This window comes from Streptomyces sp. NPDC087270 (genome assembly GCF_044744625.1).
GTDB lineage: Bacteria > Actinomycetota > Actinomycetes > Streptomycetales > Streptomycetaceae > Actinacidiphila.
Genome location: NZ_JBIUYR010000031.1, coordinates 25,341 through 46,407 on the forward strand (window position 1 = coordinate 25,341; position 21,067 = coordinate 46,407).

Genomic DNA, 21,067 nt, shown 5'->3' on the forward strand with positions numbered 1-21,067 from the left:
GCCGGCGGGGGTGGTGCCGGCGGGGATCGGTGCCGGCGGGTCGGTCAGGGCTGGGCGAAGTACCCGTTCACGGCCTTCTGCGCCTTGGCCAGCGCGTCGGCGCCGTCGGACTGGCCGAGCCAGACCCGTTCCAGGTCGGTCTGGACCTCCTGGGTGACCTGGTCGGCGTGGTCGGTGATGGGGTAGGTGAAGGTGCCGCCGGGGGCGGTGGCCTCGTCCACGAAGACCTTGACGTCCTGGCCGGCGGCCTTGTGGGTGGCCAGCGCCTTGTCGCTGTCGGTCTTGAGCGCGGGGAAGACCACGCCCTTGGCGGCGATGATGTCCTGGCAGCCGGTCGAGCCGAGGAACTTCACCCACTGCCACGCCTGGTCGGGGTGCTTGGTGCCGGCGTAGATGGCGTCGGACAGGCCGTTGAGGAAGGTCTTGCGGCCCTTCGGGCCCACCGGCAGCGCCGCGAAGGCGAACTTCTGGGTGGCGGTCGGGCCCAGGTAGGTGTTGATGTTCCACGACCCGGTCATCGTCATCGCGGCCTTGCCGGCGTTCAGCACCGCGTCAGGGCCGAGGCTGGAGTTCTTGTCGTAGGCCGGCGCGTAGCCCTTCTTGGCCAGGCTCGCCTCCCAGTCGACGGTCTTGGCCAGCGCCGGGTCGTCGTAGTGGTACTTGGTGCCGAACGGGTTCTTGTCCAGGAAGGTGAAGCCGGCCGAGGCGGCGAGGTTGCCCCAGCTGCTCTGCCCGGTCGAGCCGTCGTCGTAGGCGAGTTCGATGCCGTACGTCTTGACGTGCTTTTTGTCGAACTTCGGGTCGAGCCCGTCGCGGCCGCTGGTGTCGACGGTCATCTTGGCGATGAACTGCTCGAAGGTGCCGCCGTCGTCGGGGTTCCAGGTCAGCTTGGCCAGGTCCGCGGCGGAGTAGCCGGCCTTGGCGGCCATGGTGGTGTTGTACGCGATGGCCTCGGTGTCCCAGTCCTTGGGCAGGCCGTACCGCTTGCCGTCCTTGACCCAGGCGTCGGCCAGCCCGCTCTGGTACTGCGACAGGTCGACGTGGTCGGCGGCGACCTGCTGGGAGATGTCCAGGATCTGGTTGTTCTTGACCAGGTTCGGGTAGTAGGCGACGTGGTCGGTGAACACGTCGGGGGCGTTGCCCGCGGTCATCTCGGTGGTCAGGTTGGTCCAGTACTGGCCCCACGCGGTCTGGGTGATCTTGATCTTGATGTCGGGGTTGGCCGCGGTGAAGGCGTCGGCGCAGGCCTGGTAGGCGGGCAGCTGGGCGCTGTCCCACAGCGCGTAGTCGAGGGTGACGGGGCCGCCGGCCTTCGAGGAGTCGCTGGAGCAGGCCGCCAGGGTGACGGGGAGTGCGGCGGCGAAGATGGCGACCGCGACGCGGACGTTGCGTCTCATGGGGGATCGTTCCTTCCTTGGGCCGGGGCGGTCCCGGCGGAGGGGCGCACGAGGGTGCGGGGAGAGGGCGTGCGCCGCGAGGGTTCGGGGGCGTCGTCGCGGGCTACGTGCTGCCTGTCGCGGGTTCGCTGCGGGATCGGTGCGGGATGGGTCCGGGACCGGTGCGGGATGGGCGCGGGATGGGCGTGGGCTACTTGATGCCGGTGAAGCCCATCGACTCCACCAGCCGCTTGCCGAAGAAGATCAGCAGCAGGGCGACGGGGACCACGGTGAGCACCGAGGCGGCCATCAGCCCGGTCCAGTCCGGCGCGGTGTTCGGGGACTGCTGCAGGAAGATCCCGAGTCCGGCGGTCAGCACCCGGGTGCTGGGGTCGGGGCCCACCAGCAGCGGCCACAGGTAGTCCTTCCAGGCCCAGACGGCCGTGATCAGGCCGATGGTGAACAGCGGCCCGCGGCTCATGGGCACGATCACCTGCCAGAACTGGGTCCACTTGCCCGCGCCGTCGATCGTGGCCGCCTCCTCGATCTCGCGCGGGATGGACAGGAAGAACTGGCGCAGGAAGAACACCGCGAACGGCGTCATCAGCAGCGTGGGCGCGACCATGCCGGCGAACGAGCCGAGCCAGCCCAGGTTCTTCATCAGCGCGAAGTTCGGCAGCAGCGTGAAGATCGGCGGGACCATCAGCGACATCACGAACAGCGAGAAGAGCAGGTTCCGGCCCCGGAAGCGCAGCCGGGCGAGCGCGTAGCCGGCCATGGCGCAGCAGAACGTCTGGACGGTGGCGATCAGCGCGCAGTAGATCAGGGAGTTGCGCAGGTAGAGCAGGAAGTTCAGCTGGGCGCCCGACCCGCCGGCGGCCTGGTTCTGGGCCAGGCTGGTCAGGCCGATCACCCGCCTGAAGTTGATCAGCGTCGGGTGGTGCGGCCACAACCCGGAGTTGTCGGCGAGCAGTTGGTGGGCCGGGGTGAGCGCGGTGCGCAGCATCCAGTAGAACGGGAACACCGTGACCAGCAGGGCCAGGATCAGCACGGCCCAGGCGAGGGTACGTCCGGTGGGCAGGCGCGGGGAGAGGGAGCGGCGGGGCATCGTCGGGACTCCTAGGCCAGGTCCGAGCGCGATGCGCGCAGCAGCCGCATCTGCACCATGGTCAGCACGCCGAGGATGAGGACCAGCGTCATCGCGACCGCGCTGGCGTAGCCCATTTCGAAGTGTTTGAAGGCCAGTTCGTAGATGTAGTAGTAGATGACGCGGGTGGAGTTGACCGGGCCGCCGGGACTGGGCGTGATCGCGACCGTGTCGAAGATCTGGAACGAGCCGATCACCGACACGACCAGCACCAGCGCGAGGACCGGCCGGATCAGCGGCAGGGTGAGCCGGAAGAACATCCGGATCTCGCCGGCGCCGTCCAGCAGCGCGGCCTCGTAGATCGGGTCGGGGATCTGGAGCATGCCCGCGTACAGCAGGAGCGCGGTGTAGCCGGTGTAGGCCCAGGTGTTGGTGAGCGCGATGGTCGGCATCGACCAGGTGGTCGAGGAGAACCAGCCGTGCGTGCCGACACCGACCGAGCTCAGCACGTGGTTGACCAGTCCGAGGTCGGCGTCGAACAGCCACAGGAAGAGCAGCCCCACGGTGACGTTCGGCACCAGCCAGGGCAGCAGCAGCATCACGCGGATGGCCACCGACCGGGTCAGCCGGAACATCAGACCTGCCAGCACCACCGCCAGCACCGTCTGCGAGCCGACGTTGAGGACGACGTAGTAGGCGCTGACCTTCAGCGAGTTCCAGAACAGCGGATCGTGCAGCAGCGTCGAGTAGTTGGCCGCGCCCACGCCGTGCGGAGCGGAGAGCAGGTTGTAGTCGGTCGTGGAGAAGTACGCGCCGCGGATCGCCGGGTACACGTAGAACACCGCGAAGCCGAGCAGTACCGGCGCGAGGAACAGCAGCGCGACGGGTCCGTCCCCGCGGCGCCGGGGGCCGGGCCGCGGTCGGTGCCCCGTACGGTCCCGGGCTTCGGCTCGCGCCTCTCGCGCTGTTCCCGCCCGTTCGCGGGTCTGCGACGCACCACCGGCCACGGAGACTCCTTCAGTACGACTTTCCATAACTTTCTCTTCTCATCGCTTGGAGAGAAGTAACGACCTTCGGCCCGGCGTTGTCAAGGCTCTCGTCGGCAACGATCGCCGAAGTTCCGGTGCGGCGGTGGGGTTTGCCGGGGTCGGGGCGAACGGTGGGGGAGCGGCGCCGCGGTTGTGGGGGCGGCGCCGGCCGGATCGGTTCTGGCGGGCGTCCGAGCTGGCACTTTGTCGGTGCGTCAGTGCCCTTGGCGGTAGCAGGAGTTGGCGGGTTCGGCGGGCGGACGGCCGGCGGCGGGGTGGGCGCGTGCGCGCGGGCGGGCGCCGCCTTCCAAGGGCCCGGGGGCGGGTTCCGGCGGGGCGGTCTCGGGCCCGCATCGGAAGGCTTCGCCGACCCTTGACTTTCTAAAACTTTCCATCGATGCTCCCTGCGAGGCGTTTGCCCCGTCCCCGGAGGAGAGTCGAGCCGATGCCCGAACAGCGCGCCGCGGCCCTGGCCGGCGGCCGGCCCCACCCCGTCCCCGACGCACCGGCGCACGCCCGCGGCGCGCTGCTGCCGATCCAGCGCAAGCGCGCCATCCTGGCGATCCTGGCCGCCGATCGCGCGGTCGAGACCGCGCGCCTGGCCGCGCGCTTCGGTGTCTCGACCGTCACCATCCGGCGTGACCTCGGGCGGCTCCACGAGGAGGGGCGGCTGGAACGGGTCCGCGGCGGGGGCCGGCCGCGCTGACCGTACGGCGCCCCCTCGCCGCACCCTCTCCGCCGCCCCGCCGTCGCCCGCGCCACCGTCCGGCCGACGCACACGCCACCGACCACCGCTGCCCCGCCATCGCCCCGCCATCGCCCCACCACCGCGCTCGCGCACCCGTGAGGTGCCGTTTGACGTGCACGGAAAGCCCGTGCATGATTCCACTACTTGATTAGTGGAATGAGGGGTGCGGTGGCGATGTTCGCCTTCCGGATCGACCGGCAGAGCGGGGTCGCCAGCTACCTGCAGATCGTCCAGCAGGTCCAGCAGGCCCTGCGGTTGGGCCTTCTGGAGCCGGGCGACCGCCTGCCCACCGCCCGCGCGGTGGTCGAGGCGACCGCGCTGAACCCCAACACCGTGCTCAAGGCGTACCGCGCACTCGAGTCCCAGGGCCTGGTCGAAACCCGACGCAGGCACGGGACGTTCGTGGTGGGCACCCTCGGCTCCTCCGGCGCCGACTCACCCTGGCGGGCCGAACTCGCCGAGGTGGCCGCACGTGCCCACGCGGCCGGACTGGAACGCGACGACCTCGCCGCGCTGTTCGCCGCCGTACTCGACGATCTCCATCCACCGAAGGATTCCGGCCTTGTTCCCCACCAGCAGCGCTGACCCGGCGCTCACCGCGCGCGGCGTCACCAAGAGATATCGGCGCAGAGGCCCGGACGCGCTCGGCGGTTGCACCTTCAGCATCCCGGCCGGCGCCGTCTGCGCTCTCGTCGGACCCAACGGTGCGGGCAAGTCGACCCTGCTGGAGATCGCGGCCGGGTTCGAGCAGCCCGGCGCCGGCACCGTCGAGATCTTCGGGAAGCCGCCCAGGGCCGGCCATCCGCGGGTCTCCTACCTGGCCCAGGACCGGCCGCTGTTCCCCCGGCTCACCGCCGCGGACACCCTGCGCTTCGGCGCGCTCGCCAACAGCGCCAACTGGGACCGCGAGCTGGCCGAGCGGGTCGCCGACCTGGCGCGGTACGACCGCGACGAGCGGATACGGGACCTGTCCGGCGGCGCGCGCGCCCGGATCGCGCTGGCCGTCGCCCTCGGCAAGCGCGCCGACCTGCTGCTGCTGGACGAGCCGATGGCGGAGGTGGACGTGCTCTCCCGCCGGGAGCTGATGGGCCTGCTGCTGGCCCACGCCGCCGAGACGGGCAGCACCGTGGTGATGTCCTCGCACATCATCTCCGACCTCGCCGACACCTGCGACCACCTGCTGCTGCTCGACGGCGGCCGGGCCCGCCTCTGCGGCGACATCGACGACCTCACCGCGTCCCACGCGATGGTCACCTACTCCGGGGGCGCCGATCGGCTCGCCGGCCACACCGTCGTCGAGTCCCGCCCGGCCGGCCGCGGCACCAGCGCGCTGATCCGCCCGGGAGCCGCGATCCCCGCCGACTGGCAGGTCCGGCAGCCCACGCTGGAGGAACTGGTGCTGGCCCACCTCGCCGCCCCGGACGCCCCCGACCTCGTACTCGCCCAGCAGCCCCACCCCGAGGAGTCCGCCGCGTGAGCGCCGCCACCGACACCGTGACGTCGACCAAGTCCCGCCCCCGTGGGGAGCGGTGGCCGCTCACCCGGATCGTCTCGCGCCAGATGTGGCCCGTGGCCGCCCTGCTCCTGCTGGTCGCGCTGCGCATCGGCGCCTACCTGGTGTTCCACTACTTCGGCTGGTCCCACGCCGTGGACCTGCGCGCACGCATCGGCAAGCAGGAGTACGACTTCGGACGGCACCCGGGCGACGCGCACGTCCGGACCGCCCAACTGCTCCAGGACGGCGCGCGCCTCGCCTTCCAGCCGGCCCTGTACGCCGCGGCGCTCACCGGCGTGGTCACCGGCCGCGAGTGGCAGTCCCGCCGGGTCGCTCTCACCCTCGCGCAGTCCGTCTCCGCGCGGCGCTGGTTCGCCGCCCGCTGGGCCGGGCTGGCCGCGGTGGTCCTGGTCCTGGTCCTGCCGCTGGTGGTGCTGTACCGGCACAGCACCGTGCACGCCGTCCACCTCGACCTGCTGACCCACGGAATCGACCGGCACACCGCCTACTTCACCATCGGCCCGGTCACCGTCGCCTACGTGCTGCTCGGCGTCGCCGCCGGCGCCCTGACCGGAACCGTGCTGCGCCGCACCGTGCCCGCGCTGATCGCCGCACCCGCGCTGACCTGGCTGCTGACCGCCCTGCTGGTGCGCTCGCGGGTGGCACTGCTGATCGACTTCCCGGCCTGGTCGCGGGTCAGCGGATGGCACGCCGGCGGTGTGCTCGGCCTGCAGTTCTACGACGTGCTCCCGCAGGACACCTTCCTCGTCGACTCCCTGAAGCCGGGCGACTACTGGCCCTACCAGATCGCCCAGAGCGCGGTCGTGCTCGCGGTGGCGGCCGTGCTGACCTGGGCCGCGCTGCGCGTCCTGCGCCGCCGTACCGCGGGGTCCTGACCGCGCGGCCGCCGGGCCGGGCCGGACGCACGCCGTCGAGTGCCCGGTCCGCCCGCCGCTCGGCGAAGCCGGTCACAGGGTCCGGCGGACTCCTGGCTGCCCAGCAAGCTGGTTGTCACCTCAGCCGGAGCGCGAGCGTGCCGACTCCGGCGAGCAGGAACGTGCCGGTGGCCGTCACCGCCACGCAGCGCGCTTTGAGCCGCAGGTAGCGTTCCGTGTACTCGGCCCGGAGTTCGGCGGCGCGTTCGCAGATCCGCTGGAACATCGCGTGCGCGGCGGCGGTGCGCTCGACGACGTAGACCCGCTCGACCTCCTCGCGCTGGGCGGTGGTGAGCCAGGGCAACTGGTCGGTGAAGGAGCGGGCCTGGCTGCGGGCCCGCTCCACCTCCGCGTGGCCCATGAGGTATCCCTCGATCCGCCACAGCCCGTGGTCGTCGTTCTTGTCCGGCTGCATGGGCGTGCCTTCGGTGGTCGGCGCGGGTTATCCGCGGCTGTCGCCGGAGGCGGCGGCCGTCGACGTGTGGGGGCGGTTGGCCTCGTCGTCGGCGGCAGCGATCTCCGGGTGGTGCAGGTCGAACGCGGGGGACTCGGAGCGAATCCGGGGCAGGGTGAGGAAGTTGTGCCGCGGCGGCGGGCAGGAGGTCGCCCACTCCATGGAACGGCCGTATCCCCAGGGGTCGTCGACCTCGACCTTCTTGCCGTACTTCGCGGTCTTCCAGATGTTGGAGAGGAACGGCAGCATCGACAGGCCGAGCAGGAACGAGCTGATCGTGGAGACCGTGTTCAGCGTGGTGAAGCCGTCGGCCGCGAGGTAGTCCGGGTAGCGGCGCGGCATCCCGATGACGCCCAGCCAGTGCTGGACGAGGAAGGTGCCGTGGAAGCCGAAGAACAGCGTCCAGAAGGTGATCTTCCCGAGCCGCTCGTCGAGCATCTTGCCGGTCATCTTCGGCCACCAGAAGTGGAATCCGGCGAACATCGCGAACACCACGGTGCCGAAGACGACGTAGTGGAAGTGCGCGACCACGAAGTACGAGTCCGAGACGTGGAAGTCCAGCGGCGGCGCGGCGAGGATGACACCGGTCAGCCCGCCGAAGAGAAACGTGATCAGGAAGCCGATGGACCACAGCATCGGCGTCTCGAAACTCAGCGAGCCCTTCCACATGGTGCCGACCCAGTTGAAGAACTTCACCCCGGTCGGTACCGCGATCAGGAAGGTCATGAACGAGAAGAAGGGCAGCAACACGGCCCCGGTGACGTACATGTGGTGCGCCCACACCGTCACCGAAAGGGCGGCGATCGAGATCGTCGCGGCGACCAGGCCGATGTAGCCGAACATCGGCTTGCGGGCGAACACCGGGATGATCTCGGAGACGATCCCGAAGAACGGCAACGCGATGATGTACACCTCGGGATGGCCGAAGAACCAGAACAGGTGCTGCCACAGGATCGCGCCCCCGTTGGCCGCGTCGAAGACGTGCGCCCCGAACTTCCGGTCGGCCTCCAGGCACAGCAGCGCGGCGGCCAGCACCGGGAAGGCGAGCAGCACGAGCACCGCGGTCAGCAGCACGTTCCAGCAGAAGATCGGCATCCGGAACATCGTCATGCCGGGGGCGCGCATGCAGATGATCGTGGTGATGAAGTTGACCGCACCCACGATCGTGCCGAATCCGGACAGCGCCAGACCCATGATCCACATGTCGGCGCCGATACCGGGCGAGTTCACCGCGTTCGACAGCGGCGAATACGCGAACCAGCCGAAGTCGGCCGCGCCCTGCGGGGTGAGGAATCCGCCCACCGCGATCAGTGAGCCGAAGAGATAGAGCCAGTAGGCGAGCATGTTCAGCCGCGGGAAAGCGACATCGGGCGCGCCGATCTGCAGCGGCATGATCCAGTTGGTGAAACCCGCGAACAGCGGCGTCGCGAACATCAGCAGCATCACGGTGCCGTGCATCGTGAACGCCTGGTTGTACTGCTCGTTGGACAGGAACTGGTTCCCCGGACGCGCCAACTCCGCCCGCATCAGCAGCGCCATGACGCCGCCGATCAGGAAGAACGCGAACGACGTCACCAGATACAGACTGCCGATCGTCTTGTGGTCGGTGGTGCTCAGCCACGACACCACCGCGGAACCGGCCCGTTTGGGGCGGACGGGTACTTCGTCCTCGTACGAGTCGTCCTGCTCTGCCACATCCGCGGCAGCCCGATCGGTCACCTCAACGCTCCTTCGCCTGGGCCGAAATGGCCACGGGGATCAGGATGGCGATGACCGGTCGGAAGCGCCGCTGGGCCCGCCGGGGCTTCGCTCGAACGGCGCAACGCGCGTCGAGAATCGCGGAAGAGCCGTGCGTCACAAGGCTGTTGTCGCGCGACGCCGCTCCCGCTGCCGGCCGGGGAAGCGGAAGCTCCGGCCGCAGGGGGCGGCGGCAGAAGCTTCGATCGTCGGCGCAGTCGGGGACTTGGGCCCTTCCGCGGCTGGTCAGGACCGCGCATCACGTCACACGGTGGTTGCCGGTTGCCGGTTGCGGGCTGCGGGCTGCCCTGGACGTGGGGCCGGGCCGTCCGTCGAGCTCGCTCCCCGCACCCTGAGCGGCTACTTCCCCTGCCCGTCCGGCAGATCATCGAGCCGGGATCGGGCCCCACCGCCAACTCGGGTGGAAATCCTGGCCGGATGACGGCCCACGCGGGCCCGGCACCGCCGGCCGAGCGGACCTGAGCGCTGCGTCGCCCGCGGTCGCCCCGACGTCAGCTCAGCCGAAGGACCTCGAACGCCGACGCGTAGGTCACACCCAGCCGGCTCCCGGCCGTCCGCCCGGACGACTCCAGGAACCCCTCGGCGTCGGCCATGTCCCCGCCCAACCCGGCAAGGTAGGCCCGGTGCGCCTTGAGCGAGGCGACACCGCTCGCGAAGTGGCCGGTGGTGTCGACCGCGTGCGCTGCCTCCGGCGAGCCCGCCGCGAGGACCATGCGAACGCCGTTCCAGGACGGATGGCCCTCGTCGGCGAGTTCCCGGAACACCCAGCCGTTGCCCGCGTCCCTGACACCGTCGAGCACCGCCCGGCCGACGGCGATGTGGTCGGCCTGGTTGGGAAACGACCCCCCGTAGGTGTCTCGGAAGTTCGTGGTGACCACGACCTCGGGCCGATGCCGGCGCACGCAGCGGGCGATGTCGCGGCGCAGCGGCAGCCCGTACTCGACCACGCCGTCCGGGTGGCCGAGGAACTCCACCATGTCGACGCCCACCAGCGCCGCGGACGCGATCTGCTCGGCCTCCCGAAGGGGGCCGCACTCGGCAGGGTCGAGGGAGGCGATGCCGGCCTCGCCGCTGGTGACCATCACGTAGACGACGGTCTTGCCCTGCGCCGTCCAGCGGGCCACGGCCGAGGCCGCGCCGTACTCCATGTCGTCCGGGTGGGCGACGATCGCCAGGGCGGTGTGCCAGTCCTCGTCGAGGGGTTGGTAGCGCGTCGGCGCCTGTTCGGTCATCTGTTTCCGTCCTGTCGAGGTCCGGCTGGTCAGCGCAGGGCGCCGTCGTGGATTTCGGTGACGAAGCCTCCGGGGAAGCGGACTACGGCGCTGTGTCCGCCCCGACCGGTGTACGGGCCCCACAGGACGGTGGCGCCGTGGGCCCGGGCCTTGGCCAGGGTGGCGGTCAGGTCCGGCACGTCGATGCCGCTGACCTCGTCCCCGAAGGGGTGGTTGAAGTAGCCGTCCTTGGTCGAGATGACGACCGTGTCGCCGTACGCCGAGGTGATGGAGATGCGGTGGTAGGTGGTGCCCGGCGCGCCGATCTGGGCGCCGTCGGCGTGCGGGTCGTCCAGGACGACGCGGCCCTTGGTGAAGGCCAGGTACGACTTGAGGAAGGCGGGGAGTGTGTCCCGGGGAACGTAGACCCGGTTGTCGGGCACTGTCGTCAGAGCCGGGAAGGGGTCGGGCGACAGCGTGGTCTCGTGCCAGAGCTGCGTGTCGATGCCGCCGGGGAACTGGATGACGCTGTCGTGGCCGATCGGGTCGGCGAAGGTCGCGACCAGGGAACTGGCTCCGGCCGCCTGGGCCTGCCGGGTTGCCGCGGCGGTGTCGGTGACGCCCCACCCGGTGCGTTCCTGGCCGAAGGGGTAGGGCACGGGAGTGGTGAAGTCGAACACCGACAGCAGGGCCACGGGTGAGAAGACCTGGGTGGCCAGGGCGGAGCTCGGTGTGGGGGTGAGCTGCGTGGTGAACGGTTTGACGTAGCTGCCGCCGAACGTCCCACCCAGCTCCTGGCGAAGGCTTCCAGTCGTCCCGGCTGCACGTAGACGTGGACGGCGCTGTACTGCGGGCCCAGCGCCGTGGCCTTGGCCGGAGCGGCGACCCCCGAGGGCTCCGAGGTCGCAGGGGCCGGGGTGTGGGCGGAGGCCGCGGTCGCTCCCGGGGTGCCCAGCACCCCCGCGAGGACCGCCGTGGCTGCCGCGCCCACCGAGATGATCCTGCCGTATGACCTGAGACTCATGTCCGACCTTCCTGGTGGAGGGGGAAAACCCCGGCAGCGCGGACCGGCGGCAGCCGCCGGGGCACCCGAGCGGGTGGCTGATCGTGCTTGCCCTCGGGTCGCCGCGCCTCCCGCGCCGGTGCGCGTCGGGAGCGCGTCGGCCGGTGTGCGGGCGGGCGGCGGTCTGTGGGCCCTACGCCTGGTAGGCGGCGGAGATCTGGCCGACCAGGACGGCGAACGGCATGTCGAGGGCGGCGTAGAGGGCGCCGGACTCGGGGGCGGCGTTGTCGGCCAGGGCCTCGACCATGAGAGTGGCGTAGTCGCTGACCATGACGCCCGCCTGCTGCATCCGCAGCAGTCCGGCCTCCCGCTTGGTCCGGCTGAAGGTGCCGGAGGCGTCCACGGTGACGTACGCGTCGTACCCGGCGGCCGTCGCGGAGATCGCGGGCAGTGCCGCGCACACTTCCAGCGACACCCCGGCGATGATCAATTTCTGCCGGCCGGTGGCCTCGATAGCCTCGCGGACCCGGTCGTCGTGCCAGGCGTTGACCGTGCTGCGGTCGATGATCTTCTGCCCGGCGGGCAGGGATTCGACCAGTTCGGGAGTGGTCGGCCCCCACATGCTGTCCGCCGCGGTGGTGGTGACGACCAGCGGGATGTCCAGCACGGTCGCCGCCCGGGCCAGTGCCACCACGTTGTGCTTCAGCTCGCCGACCGGGATGTCCCGGACGCCGGACAGAAGGCCCACCTGGTGGTCCACCAGCACGACGGCGGCGTTCTCCCTGGTGATCGACTCCTGGAACCTGCTGCGCTCGCTCATCATCCGCTCCTTCAGGGTTGGGCCGTGCTCCATATTGGTCACCAAACTTGATAGTCAAACTTGGTGACTACTTTGATGCTATGCCTCGGCCCCCTGGGGTGCAAGCAATGCTGGGGAAGGGCCGCCCGGAATCCGGGGCGATGCCCGGCCCACCGGGGGCGGGCGTCGCTAGAATCGCTGGTCACACACCACGGTGGCGGACGAGCGCCAGGACGGGAGAGACGTTGTCAGGACACCCGGCCCCCGAGCCGGACCTCGGCGTGCTCGCCGCCCGGGTCCTCACGTCCGTTCAGCGCGAGCTGTTCACCACGCTCGCCGAGCAGGGTTTCGACGACATCCACCCCCGCACCGGCGCCGTCCTCGCCCACCTGCGTGCCGACGGCATCCGCGCCAGCGAACTCGCCCGCGCCTCCGGGCAGCACAAGCAGGTCATCGGCACCCTCATCGACGACCTCGAACGCATGGGCTACGTCGAACGCAAACCCGATCCCGCGGACCGCCGTGCCAAGCTGATCTACCCCACCGAGCGCGGCCTGCTCCAGATGGAGGCGGCCGCCTCCATCATGCGCGCCATCGAGGAGCGCCACGCGGCGGCACTGGGCGCGCAGGAGTACGCCGCCTTCAAGACCGCCCTCCATCGTGTGGCCGAGCTCCAGCGCCAGGCCCCCCACAACAGCCGGGGCGGCGGGACGTCACCAGGGCAACCGGGCGACCCTGTGTGACGAGCAACTCGCCGCCACCGAAACCGCGTTGCAGCACCCCAAGCCCGCCCGCGCAGCCCGCGCCGGGACCCGCCGCCGGGTGCGCAGCCGCCGTACAGGCCCGCATGGCGCCGGACTTGAGGAATTCCACCGCTCTCGGGTGATCGCGTATGCCCGGGGGCCGCGGGGAACTCCCGGACGTGCTCCAGCCCTCCGTCGGCCACCGCCGCCCGGGAGTCGGCGCCGGCCGCCGCCGACTGCGTGGGCCCAAGACCGGGAAATCGACCATCGGGCCGACGAAGACGCAGGTCAGGACAGCTCTGACGTTGTGCCCCAGGCAGGATTCGAACCTGCGACACCGGCTTTAGGAGAGCCGTGCTCTATCCCCTGAGCTACTGGGGCGGGGATGTGCGCACCACCGAAGTGGTGCGGTGACACTGTACCGGTTGCCGGCGGGTCGCCGCGGAGCCGTACGGACCTCGCGGTGCGCCTCGCGGTACGCGACCGCGCGGGCAGCCGGCCGCGCCGGGGCGGGGCCGGTCGTACGGCGGGGGCGGGCCCGTACGGCAGAGGCGGCTCGCTCCCGCGGATCAGGCGTCGTAGTCGACGGTGAGCGTGTCGGAGGCGGGGAAGGACTGGCAGGTCAGCACGTAGCCGGCGTCGACCTCGGCGGGTTCGAGGGCGAAGTTGCGGCGCATGTCGGCCCGGCCCTCGGTGATCTTGGCGCGGCAGGTGCCGCAGACGCCGCCCTTGCAGGCGAAGGGGAGGTCGGGGCGGGTGCGTTGGGCGCCGTCGAGCAGCGTCGTGCCGGTGGGCAGGGCGGTGGTCGTGGTGCGACCGTCGAGGATGAGGGTGACCTGGCTGACCGGGCCCTCGACGGTGTCGTCCGCGTGGCGCAGCGGCGTGATCGGCTCGTCGTCGGCGAAGAACAGCTCCTGGTGGACGCGCTCGTCGGGTATGCGCAGCCGCGCGAGCAGATCCCGGGCGTCGGTGACCATGCCGTGCGGGCCGCACAGCCACCAGTGGTCGACGCTCGGCACGTCGACCAGGCCGTCGATGAGCGCGGCGAGCCGGTCCGCGTCCAGGCGCCCGGACAGCAGCTCCGCCTCGCGCGGCTCGCGCGACAGCACGTGCCCTATCTGGAACCGTGCCGGGTGCACGTCCTTCAGGTCGGCCAGCTCGTCGGCGAACATCACCGTGTCGCTGCGGCGGTTGCCGTAGAAGAGGGTGACCTGCGAGACGGCGTCGGCGGCGAGCACGGACTCGGCGATGGACAGCATCGGGGTGATGCCCGAGCCGGCGGCGATGAGCACATGATGCCCCGGAGCGCCGAGGTCGGGGGTGAACGCCCCGCTGGGCGCCATCACCTCGACCCTGTCGCCAGGGCGCAGGTCGTTCACCAGCCACGAGGAGAACAGCCCGTCGGGCACGACGCGTACCCCTATACGGGGCGCCTCGCCCGCGGGCGAGCAGATCGAGTAGGAGCGGCGCTCGTCGCGCCCGTCCACCATCCGCCGCAGGGTCAGCGACTGCCCGGGCCGGTGGGCGAACTCCTCGGCCAGCTCGGCGGGTACGTCGAAACCGACGGTCACGGCGTCCTCGCACAGCGGCCGCACCTCGCTCACCCGCAGGGAGTGGAACGCGGGACGCCGCCGCGCGCGTACGGTCCCGCCCGCCGTGTCGGCGGCGGCCGTGCCGGTCGTGGTGGTGGGGGCCATCACAACTCCTTGACGTGCTCGAAGGGTTCCAGGCAGCCGCGGCAGCGCCACAGCGAGCGGCAGGCGGTCGCCGAGAAGCGCGACGTCTGCTCGGTGTCGGTGCTGCCGCAGCGCGGACAGGGGACGGCCTGCCGGGTGGCGCCGAGGACCAGCGGCACCGGCCCTGCGGCCCTGCGCGGCGCCGGGCCGGGGGGCGCGATGCCGTGCTCGCGCAGCTTGCGCCTGCCTTCGGGGCTGATCCGGTCGGTGCTCCACGGCGGGTCGAGCACCGTGCGGATCTCGACATGCGCGAACCCGGCCGCGTGCAGCCGCGCCGCCACGTCGGCCCGCATCTCCGCCAGTGCGGGGCAGCCCGAGTACGTCGGTGTGAGGCTGGCGACCACCGTGCCGTCCGGCGTGGTGCGCACCTCGCGCAGCACCCCGAGATCGGCGAGGGTGAGCATCGGCAGCTCGGGGTCGGGGACCTCCGCCGCGATCCGTCGGGCCCGCTGCTCGTCGAGCCGGGTGGGTGCGGTCACCATGTCGCCTCCGGATGGGCGCGGGCCACGCTCTGCAACTCCTCCAGCAGCGGGGCCAGATGTTCGGTGTGCTCGCCGTGCCGGCCCCGGTAGGGCGCCGCGGGCCGCTCGGGCAGGTCGAGACCGGCAGCTGCCAGCACCTGCCGCAGTACGCCCAGCGTCTCCTCGCGTACGGGCCCGGAGATCTGTGCGGCGTCGGCATCGGCGGCCGGGCCGGCCTGGGCGCCTCGGACGGCGGTGCCGGTCGCGTTGAGGACTTCCTCGATGTACGGCGCGAGGTCCTCCAGGGCGGCGCGCATCCGGCGGTGCGACTCCTCGGTGCCGTCGCCGAGCCGCACCACCCAGTCGGCGGCGTACTGCCGGTGGTAGGTCAGCTCGGGCACCGCCTTGGCCGCGATCGCGGCGAGCACCGGGTCGGGGCCGGCGGCGAGACGGCCGAGCAGCGCGAGCCGCCAGGTCGCCAGGACCAGCAGCCGGGCGACGGTGAACGCGAAGTCCCCGTTGGGCAGTTCGGCGAGGGCCACGTTGCGGAAGTCGCCGGGATCGCGGAAGTAGGCGTACGCGTCCTCGCCGCGGTCGGTGCCGTCGACCTGGCCGCAGCGCGCGTACAGCATCCGGGCCTGGCCGAGCAGATCGAGGCCGATGTTCGCGAGCGCGACCTCCTCCTCCAGCTCCGGAGCCCTGGTGCACCACTCGGCGAGGCGCTGGGCGGCGACCAGCGCGTCGTCGCCCAAGGCGAGGCAGACCGCGGCGAGTTCGGCCGCGTCCACGCCGTCGGGCAGCGTGGTGTCGACGCCGTGCAGCGGATCGGCGAAGCCGGTGCCGAACGCCCAGCGGGTGTCCGTGTCGCCGTGCTCCTCGGTCAGGGAGAGGTAGACGTGGTCGTCGTCGGCCGTCTCGGTGCGGTCCATGCGGTCTGCCTCCTTTCGGGTGCGCTTCAGATGTGGGGGACGTCGTCGGGGATGTCGTAGAACGTCGGGTGGCGGTAGACCTTGTCGGCGCTCGGCGCGAAGAACGGGTCCTTTTCGTCGGGGGTGGACGCGGCGATGTTCGAGGAACGGACCACCCAGATCGACACCCCTTCGTTGCGACGGGTGTAGAGGTCACGGGCGTGCGTGAGCGCCATCCTGTCGTCGGCGGCGTGCAGCGATCCGACGTGGACGTGGTTCAGCCCGCGCTTGCCCCGCACGAACACCTCGTACAGCGGCCAGTCGCCCTTGCCCGCGGGCGCCGCACCGGCGGCTTCGCCGGGCCCGCCGGAGCGGTCGCCGACGCCGTTGCCGTTGTCCGTGCCGCTCATGCCGCCGCCCCTTCCCGTGTCGTCCCCGCGGCCGCGCGCTCGGCCCGCTCGGCCTGCTTCGCCGCGTGGGCGGCGGCCGCCTCGCGCACCCAGGCGCCTTCCTCATGCGCGGCCGCGCGCCGCTCGATCCGCTCGGTGTTGCACGGTCCGTCGCCGGCTATCACCCGCTGCAACTCCGACCAGTCGGGCGTGCCGAAGTCGTGCCGCCCGCGCTCCTCGTTCCACCGCAACTGCGGGTCGGGCAGGGTGACGCCGAGCTTCTCCGCCTGCGGGACGGTCATGTCGACGAACCGCTGGCGCAGCTCGTCGTTGCTGTGCCGCTTGATCTTCCACGCCATGGAGGCGGCCGAGTTGGGCGAGTCGCCGTCGGGCGGCCCGAACATCATCAGCGAAGGCCACCACCAGCGGTCCACCGCGTCCTGGACCATGGCGCGCTGCGCCTGCGTCCCGCGCATCATCGTCAGCAGCAGCTCGTAACCCTGGCGCTGGTGGAAGGACTCCTCCTTGCAGATCCGGACCATCGACCGCGCGTAGGGACCGTACGAACTGCGGCACAGCGGCACCTGGTTGCAGATCGCCGCGCCGTCCACGAACCAGCCGATCACCCCGACGTCGGCGAACGTGGGAGTCGGGTAGTTGAAGATCGACGAGTACTTCTGCCGGCCGGAGATCAGCCGCTCGGTCAGGTCCGCGCGGTAGGCGCCGAGGGTCTCGGCCGCGGAGTACAGATACAGCCCGTGGCCGGCCTCGTCCTGCACCTTCGCGAACAGGATCGCCTTGCGCCGCAGCGACGGCGCCCGCGTGATCCACTCGCCCTCGGGCTGCATGCCGATGATCTCCGAGTGCGCGTGCTGCGCGATCTGCCGGACCAGCGTGCGGCGATACCCCTCGGGCATCCAGTCGCGCGGCTCGATCCGCTGATCCCTGTCGATCGTCGCGTCGAAGCCGGCCTGGAACCGCCGGCCCTCGGGGTCCTGGTCCCGGCCTTCGTCCTGGTCCGCGGCGCGCGCGGGTCCTGCGGTCATCGCTGCCTCCCAACCGACCATTCGTTCGGTTCGAGTCTCGCCGATTCCGGCGGCCCGCGCAAGCACGGGAGGGCGGGCCTGTGGATAACCGCGGAGCTGTGGACAACCGCGGGGGTCGGCCGCGGCGGGTGGCGGTGGAGGGGGCGGCCGGAGCCGAGGCGCGGAGCGGTGGCCGGGTGGCGCGGTCGACGGGCAAACGGGCCGGTGGGCCGGTGGGCCGGTGGGCCGGTCGGTGGGGATGGGGGCTGCGGGAATAGCGCGCTGTGGTGGAATGTTCGTGTGGTTGAACAATCAACCAGATGGGACGGTGGGACAGAGATGCAGTTCGGAATCTTCACGGTCGGCGACGTCACGACCGACCCGACCACGGGCCGTGCGCCGAGCGAGCACGACCGGATCAAGGCGATGGTCGCGATCGCCTCGAAGGCCGAGGAGGTCGGGCTGGACGTCTTCGCGACCGGCGAGCACCACAACCCGCCGTTCGTGCCGTCCTCCCCGACCACCATGCTCGGCTACATCGCCGCGCGGACCGATCATCTGATCCTGTCCACGTCCACCACCCTCATCACGACCAACGACCCGGTGAAGATCGCCGAGGACTTCGCGATGCTCCAGCACCTCGCCGGCGGCCGCGTCGACCTGATGATGGGGCGGGGCAACACCGGCCCGGTCTACCCGTGGTTCGGCAAGGACATCCGCCAGGGCATCCCGCTCGCGGTCGAGAACTACGCACTGCTGCACAAGCTGTGGCACGAGGAGTCCGTGGACTGGGCCGGTCGCTTCCGCACCCCGCTGCAGTCCTTCACCGCCACGCCCAGGCCGCTGGACGGCGTGCCCCCGTTCGTCTGGCACGGCTCCATCCGCAGCCCGGAGATCGCCGAGCAGGCCGCGTACTACGGCGACGGTTTCTTCGCGAACAACATCTTCTGGCCCAAGGACCACTTCAAGCGGCTGATCGGCCTGTACCGCGACCGCTTCGCCCACTACGGACACGGCACGCCCGAGCAGGCGATCGTCGGCCTGGGCGGTCAGGTGTTCATGCGGAAGAACTCGCAGGACGCGGTGCGCGAGTTCCGCCCGTACTTCGACAACGCGCCCGTATACGGGCACGGGCCGTCCCTCGAGGAGTTCACCGAGCAGACCCCGCTCACCGTCGGTTCGCCGCAGGAGGTCATCGACAAGACGCTGACCTTCCGCGAGTCGTTCGGCGACTACCAGCGGCAGCTCTTCCTGATGGACCACGCGGGCCTGCCGCTGAAGACGGTCCTCGAACAGCTCGACATCCTCGGCGAGCACGTCGTTCCCGTGCTGCGCGAGGAGTTCGCCAAGGGGCGCCCGGCACAGGTTCCGGACGGCCCCACCCACGACGCGCTGGTCGCACGCCGCGACCAGGGCGACCAGGACCCGGCCGGCGCCCCGGCCGACACCCAGGAGGTGCGGGCATGACGAAGCAACTGGTCGTGGTCACCGCGGGCCTCGGCAAGCCGTCGTCGACCCGGCTGCTCGCCGACCGCCTGGCGGCCGCCACCGCGCGGCACGCCGACGTCGACGTCCAGGTGATCGAACTGCGCGAACTCGCCACCGACATCGCGCAGAACATGGTCACCGGCTTCCCCTCGCCGCCACTGAGCGACGCCGTCGAAGCCGTCACCTCCGCCGACGGTCTGATCGCCGTCACCCCGGTGTTCACCGGCTCCTACAGCGGACTGTTCAAGTCGTTCTTCGACGTCATCGACAAGGACGCCCTCACCGGCCTGCCCGTGCTGGCCGCGGCGACCGGCGGAACCGCCCGGCACTCCCTGGTGCTCGAGCACGCGATGCGGCCCCTGTTCGCCTACCTGCGGGCAGTGGTCGTACCCACCGCGGTGTACGCCGCCTCCGAGGACTGGGCGTCGGACGGCGACGGCGCGCTGGCCGCCCGCGTCGACCGTGCCGCGGCCGAACTCGCCGCGCTCCTGGGTGCCCGTCCCGGCCGGCCGCTGCACCCCGCCGACGGGACGGAGCACCTGGGGGAGCCGCGGGAGCCGGCCCGGGCGGACGTCATGGAAGTGGTGCCGTTCGCGCAGCAGCTCGCCGCGCTCGCCGTGGAAGGGTGACGTCGCGGGACGGAAGATGACGCGCGTCTTCGCAAGGGTGACTTCCCGGGCGGCGGGTTGACGGCGGAAGGCCACGAAGGCGCGCGCTAAGGGGCGCTGGCCTTCGGGCCGCCTCCCCGACGGCGGTCGTCCAGGAACTCGACGACCGCCAGCGCCGCGAGCGCCGCCAGCGCGATCCAGAAGATGACCATCCCGGTCGGGTACGACCACAGGAGAAGGACGACCACCGCCACCAGGACCACCAACCAGTGCAGCAGGTGGCGATACCGGTGCACCCACGGACCCACCGGCCCCAACGACACCCCTGTGGCCTCCCTGGCCGCCGCGAGCCCCGACTCCCACACCGACCTGACCCGCGCCGCCCACCGCCCGGCGCCGCTCAGCCACGCGCCGAGGGCCACGACCACCCCCAACACGATGACCGTGCGCACCGTCTCCCGCAGGAAGTGCACGATCTGGTCGTAGACCACGCCCGCCGCCCGCTCGTCGACGTCCGTCGGAAGGTGGTCCAGGTAGACGATCCGGAACACCGTCAGGCCGATCCCCAGCACCGCCGCCCCCGCGGCGATCGCCAGCGCCGCGGTCACCAGCGCCCGCCGCCGGCGTGCCGCCAGCAGCACCCCGCCGCCGGCCAGCAGCACGGTGACCACGGGCAGCCAGTTCCCGGCCAGTTGCAGCACCCGGAACCCCGTCCTGGCCCGTTTGACGTCATCCGACTCCAGCAGCGTGAAGTCCGTGTGCACCCGCGGAATGTGCGACGCCACCGTCAGTCCGCGATCCACCAGCCGCTGCTTGACCTGCTCGACGACCGGCGCCAGGTCGAGCGTCACCGCGTCACCGTTGATCCGCACCGCGCTGTCGCTGTTCCCGGTGAGAGCGCCGATGAAAGCGGCGTGCGTGCGGCGGTTGAGCTGCGTCCACAAGGTCTTGAAGGCGTCGCTCGCCACGAAGGAGGCGACCGTCTGGTGCACGAGGTCCCTGATGCCTTCGGTGATCGGACCGCCCAACGCGCCCAGCGCCGCCTTGAGGCCGGGCCGCTTGTCCGGCGCCACCTGCGACAGCAGGGTGTCGATGTCGATCCGCTGCATGACCGCATCGGTGACGGTGGTGGCCACCGCCGCCTGGACTTCGGGTTTCGACGCCAGCGGCGCGACCGTACGCACATAGCGGTCGGTGTTCGCCATGTCGTCCGCCACCCACACGGCGACCGCGCTCAGCGGCGCCAGCAGCGCGGCCAGGACGATCAGGACGGCCGACAGCGCCGACCGCAGCCTGTGGCGCGCGGGGAGGCCGGCCCGCAGGGCGTCGAGTTCCGCCCGCTCCCCGGCGCCGAGCGGTGCCTGGCTCGCGCCTTCGGAGTGCGTGCCGTCCGCGTCGCCGGCCATCCGCACCCTCCCCTCGCCACCTCGCCGAACGCTCGGGCACTCCGTCCCCCCCCGACCCCAGAAAACGGCCTCGGCGCACGTACCGCGCGCGGTGTTAGTGCGTACGTGAACAGCCGCAGTCGTTCACGTACGGGTGACCGTCGATCACGCGGATCTGCTGATCGGCGGACCATCGCACCGGCACATGGCAACCCGGGAGCGCCGTACACCGCCGTGCGCCGATGTGCTCATCGGGCCGCGCCATCCGGGTGACACGGCGTTAGCCGCACGGAGCCCTCGGATAAAGATCGTTTTGTCGGTGCCGCACACCCGGTGAAGCACGGGTCGCGCGGCGGTCGGTCACACGAAGGGCACGCCGGTGGACGTTCGTCTGCTGCTCAGGGCACACAGGGCCGTGACAGGACCGGCT

Annotated in this window: 21 protein-coding genes and 1 tRNA gene; 7 read left to right on the top strand and 15 right to left on the bottom strand. The window is 71.3% G+C overall.

The genetic code is table 11. The features are described 5' to 3' along the window. Window positions 1–44: 44 nt before the first annotated feature. The 3 genes from ACIPAE_RS38050 to ACIPAE_RS38060 all read right to left on the bottom strand — a co-directional run bounded on the left by ACIPAE_RS38050 (window position 45) and on the right by ACIPAE_RS38060 (window position 3,470). On the bottom strand, window positions 45–1,397 hold the full coding sequence (locus tag ACIPAE_RS38050) for a sugar ABC transporter substrate-binding protein (RefSeq protein WP_329368384.1): 1,353 nt from the start codon (window positions 1,395–1,397) through the stop codon (window positions 45–47). A 190-nt stretch (window positions 1,398–1,587) separates the two neighbouring features. Next, entirely contained in the window at window positions 1,588–2,484 is an 897-nt protein-coding gene (locus ACIPAE_RS38055) for a carbohydrate ABC transporter permease (RefSeq protein ID WP_329368386.1), read from the bottom strand. An 11-nt stretch (window positions 2,485–2,495) separates the two neighbouring features. After that, window positions 2,496–3,470: a sugar ABC transporter permease gene (locus tag ACIPAE_RS38060; protein WP_328464992.1), complete on the bottom strand. Its 975-nt coding sequence runs from the start codon at window positions 3,468–3,470 to the stop codon at window positions 2,496–2,498. A 466-nt stretch (window positions 3,471–3,936) separates the two neighbouring features. Between ACIPAE_RS38060 and ACIPAE_RS38065 the strand changes: the two genes are divergently transcribed. From ACIPAE_RS38065 to ACIPAE_RS38080, 4 genes are all read left to right on the top strand, one after another. Further along, a complete protein-coding gene (locus tag ACIPAE_RS38065; RefSeq protein WP_402451827.1) occupies window positions 3,937–4,197 on the top strand; it encodes a DeoR family transcriptional regulator in 261 nt (86 codons plus the stop codon). 216 nt (window positions 4,198–4,413) lie between these two features. Then, window positions 4,414–4,824 carry a GntR family transcriptional regulator gene (locus tag ACIPAE_RS38070; protein WP_329374223.1) on the top strand — a complete coding sequence of 137 codons (411 nt, stop codon included), beginning with the start codon at window positions 4,414–4,416 and terminating at the stop codon, window positions 4,822–4,824. After that, window positions 4,802–5,716, top strand: a complete 915-nt coding sequence (locus ACIPAE_RS38075; RefSeq protein WP_366409890.1) for an ABC transporter ATP-binding protein — start codon at window positions 4,802–4,804, stop codon at window positions 5,714–5,716. Before ACIPAE_RS38070 ends, ACIPAE_RS38075 begins: the two co-directional genes overlap by 23 nt. Further along, window positions 5,713–6,630 (top strand): hypothetical protein, encoded by a 918-nt coding sequence (locus tag ACIPAE_RS38080; protein WP_366409891.1) that lies wholly within the window; start codon window positions 5,713–5,715, stop codon window positions 6,628–6,630. The genes ACIPAE_RS38075 and ACIPAE_RS38080 overlap by 4 nt, the downstream gene beginning before the upstream one ends. Window positions 6,631–6,745: 115 nt before the next feature. On the opposite strand, the gene ACIPAE_RS38085 is transcribed toward ACIPAE_RS38080, so the two are convergent. The 5 genes from ACIPAE_RS38085 to ACIPAE_RS38105 all read right to left on the bottom strand — a co-directional run bounded on the left by ACIPAE_RS38085 (window position 6,746) and on the right by ACIPAE_RS38105 (window position 11,948). Then, the gene (locus ACIPAE_RS38085; protein ID WP_329368403.1) at window positions 6,746–7,084 is read right to left on the bottom strand and encodes a hypothetical protein; all 339 of its coding nucleotides are present in this window, start codon (window positions 7,082–7,084) and stop codon (window positions 6,746–6,748) included. Window positions 7,085–7,111: 27 nt separating this feature from the next. Next, window positions 7,112–8,842: a cytochrome c oxidase subunit I gene (gene ctaD, locus ACIPAE_RS38090; RefSeq protein ID WP_402451832.1), complete on the bottom strand. Its 1,731-nt coding sequence runs from the start codon at window positions 8,840–8,842 to the stop codon at window positions 7,112–7,114. A gap of 530 nt (window positions 8,843–9,372) precedes the next feature. After that, window positions 9,373–10,113: a PIG-L deacetylase family protein gene (locus ACIPAE_RS38095; protein WP_402451834.1), complete on the bottom strand. Its 741-nt coding sequence runs from the start codon at window positions 10,111–10,113 to the stop codon at window positions 9,373–9,375. A gap of 29 nt (window positions 10,114–10,142) precedes the next feature. Further along, window positions 10,143–10,787 (bottom strand): VOC family protein, encoded by a 645-nt coding sequence (locus tag ACIPAE_RS38100; RefSeq protein WP_402451837.1) that lies wholly within the window; start codon window positions 10,785–10,787, stop codon window positions 10,143–10,145. A 501-nt stretch (window positions 10,788–11,288) separates the two neighbouring features. Further along, window positions 11,289–11,948 (bottom strand): isochorismatase family protein, encoded by a 660-nt coding sequence (locus ACIPAE_RS38105; RefSeq protein ID WP_402451839.1) that lies wholly within the window; start codon window positions 11,946–11,948, stop codon window positions 11,289–11,291. A gap of 191 nt (window positions 11,949–12,139) precedes the next feature. On the opposite strand from ACIPAE_RS38105, the gene ACIPAE_RS38110 reads away from it, so the two are divergent. Next, a complete protein-coding gene (locus ACIPAE_RS38110; RefSeq protein ID WP_366409899.1) occupies window positions 12,140–12,637 on the top strand; it encodes a MarR family winged helix-turn-helix transcriptional regulator in 498 nt (165 codons plus the stop codon). A 308-nt stretch (window positions 12,638–12,945) separates the two neighbouring features. Here ACIPAE_RS38110 and ACIPAE_RS38115 read toward each other — a convergent pair. From ACIPAE_RS38115 to paaA, 6 genes are all read right to left on the bottom strand, one after another. Beyond that, window positions 12,946–13,018, bottom strand: a tRNA-Arg gene (locus ACIPAE_RS38115). Between the two features lie 188 nt (window positions 13,019–13,206). Further along, window positions 13,207–14,334, bottom strand: coding sequence for a 1,2-phenylacetyl-CoA epoxidase subunit PaaE (gene paaE, locus ACIPAE_RS38120; RefSeq protein WP_402451841.1), 1,128 nt, complete (start codon window positions 14,332–14,334; stop codon window positions 13,207–13,209). Beyond that, window positions 14,334–14,855, bottom strand: a complete 522-nt coding sequence (gene paaD, locus ACIPAE_RS38125) for a 1,2-phenylacetyl-CoA epoxidase subunit PaaD (protein WP_329368415.1) — start codon at window positions 14,853–14,855, stop codon at window positions 14,334–14,336. The genes paaE and paaD overlap by 1 nt, the downstream gene beginning before the upstream one ends. Continuing rightward, window positions 14,849–15,763, bottom strand: a complete 915-nt coding sequence (paaC, locus tag ACIPAE_RS38130; protein ID WP_402451843.1) for a 1,2-phenylacetyl-CoA epoxidase subunit PaaC — start codon at window positions 15,761–15,763, stop codon at window positions 14,849–14,851. The genes paaD and paaC overlap by 7 nt, the downstream gene beginning before the upstream one ends. A gap of 26 nt (window positions 15,764–15,789) precedes the next feature. Beyond that, the gene (paaB, locus tag ACIPAE_RS38135; RefSeq protein ID WP_366409903.1) at window positions 15,790–16,152 is read right to left on the bottom strand and encodes a 1,2-phenylacetyl-CoA epoxidase subunit PaaB; all 363 of its coding nucleotides are present in this window, start codon (window positions 16,150–16,152) and stop codon (window positions 15,790–15,792) included. Beyond that, window positions 16,149–17,177, bottom strand: a complete 1,029-nt coding sequence (gene paaA / locus ACIPAE_RS38140; protein WP_402451847.1) for a 1,2-phenylacetyl-CoA epoxidase subunit PaaA — start codon at window positions 17,175–17,177, stop codon at window positions 16,149–16,151. The genes paaB and paaA overlap by 4 nt, the downstream gene beginning before the upstream one ends. Before the next feature lie 318 nt (window positions 17,178–17,495). Here paaA and ACIPAE_RS38145 point away from each other — a divergent pair, with 318 nt between their 5' ends. Both ACIPAE_RS38145 and ACIPAE_RS38150 read left to right on the top strand, forming a co-directional pair. Further along, complete coding sequence (locus ACIPAE_RS38145; protein ID WP_402451849.1) at window positions 17,496–18,623, top strand: LLM class flavin-dependent oxidoreductase; 1,128 nt, start codon at window positions 17,496–17,498, stop codon at window positions 18,621–18,623. Next, window positions 18,620–19,273, top strand: a complete 654-nt coding sequence (locus ACIPAE_RS38150; protein ID WP_402451852.1) for an FMN reductase — start codon at window positions 18,620–18,622, stop codon at window positions 19,271–19,273. Before ACIPAE_RS38145 ends, ACIPAE_RS38150 begins: the two co-directional genes overlap by 4 nt. An 86-nt stretch (window positions 19,274–19,359) precedes the next feature. On the opposite strand, the gene ACIPAE_RS38155 is transcribed toward ACIPAE_RS38150, so the two are convergent. Then, window positions 19,360–20,658, bottom strand: coding sequence for a hypothetical protein (locus ACIPAE_RS38155; protein WP_402451854.1), 1,299 nt, complete (start codon window positions 20,656–20,658; stop codon window positions 19,360–19,362). Window positions 20,659–21,067 lie beyond the last annotated feature (409 nt).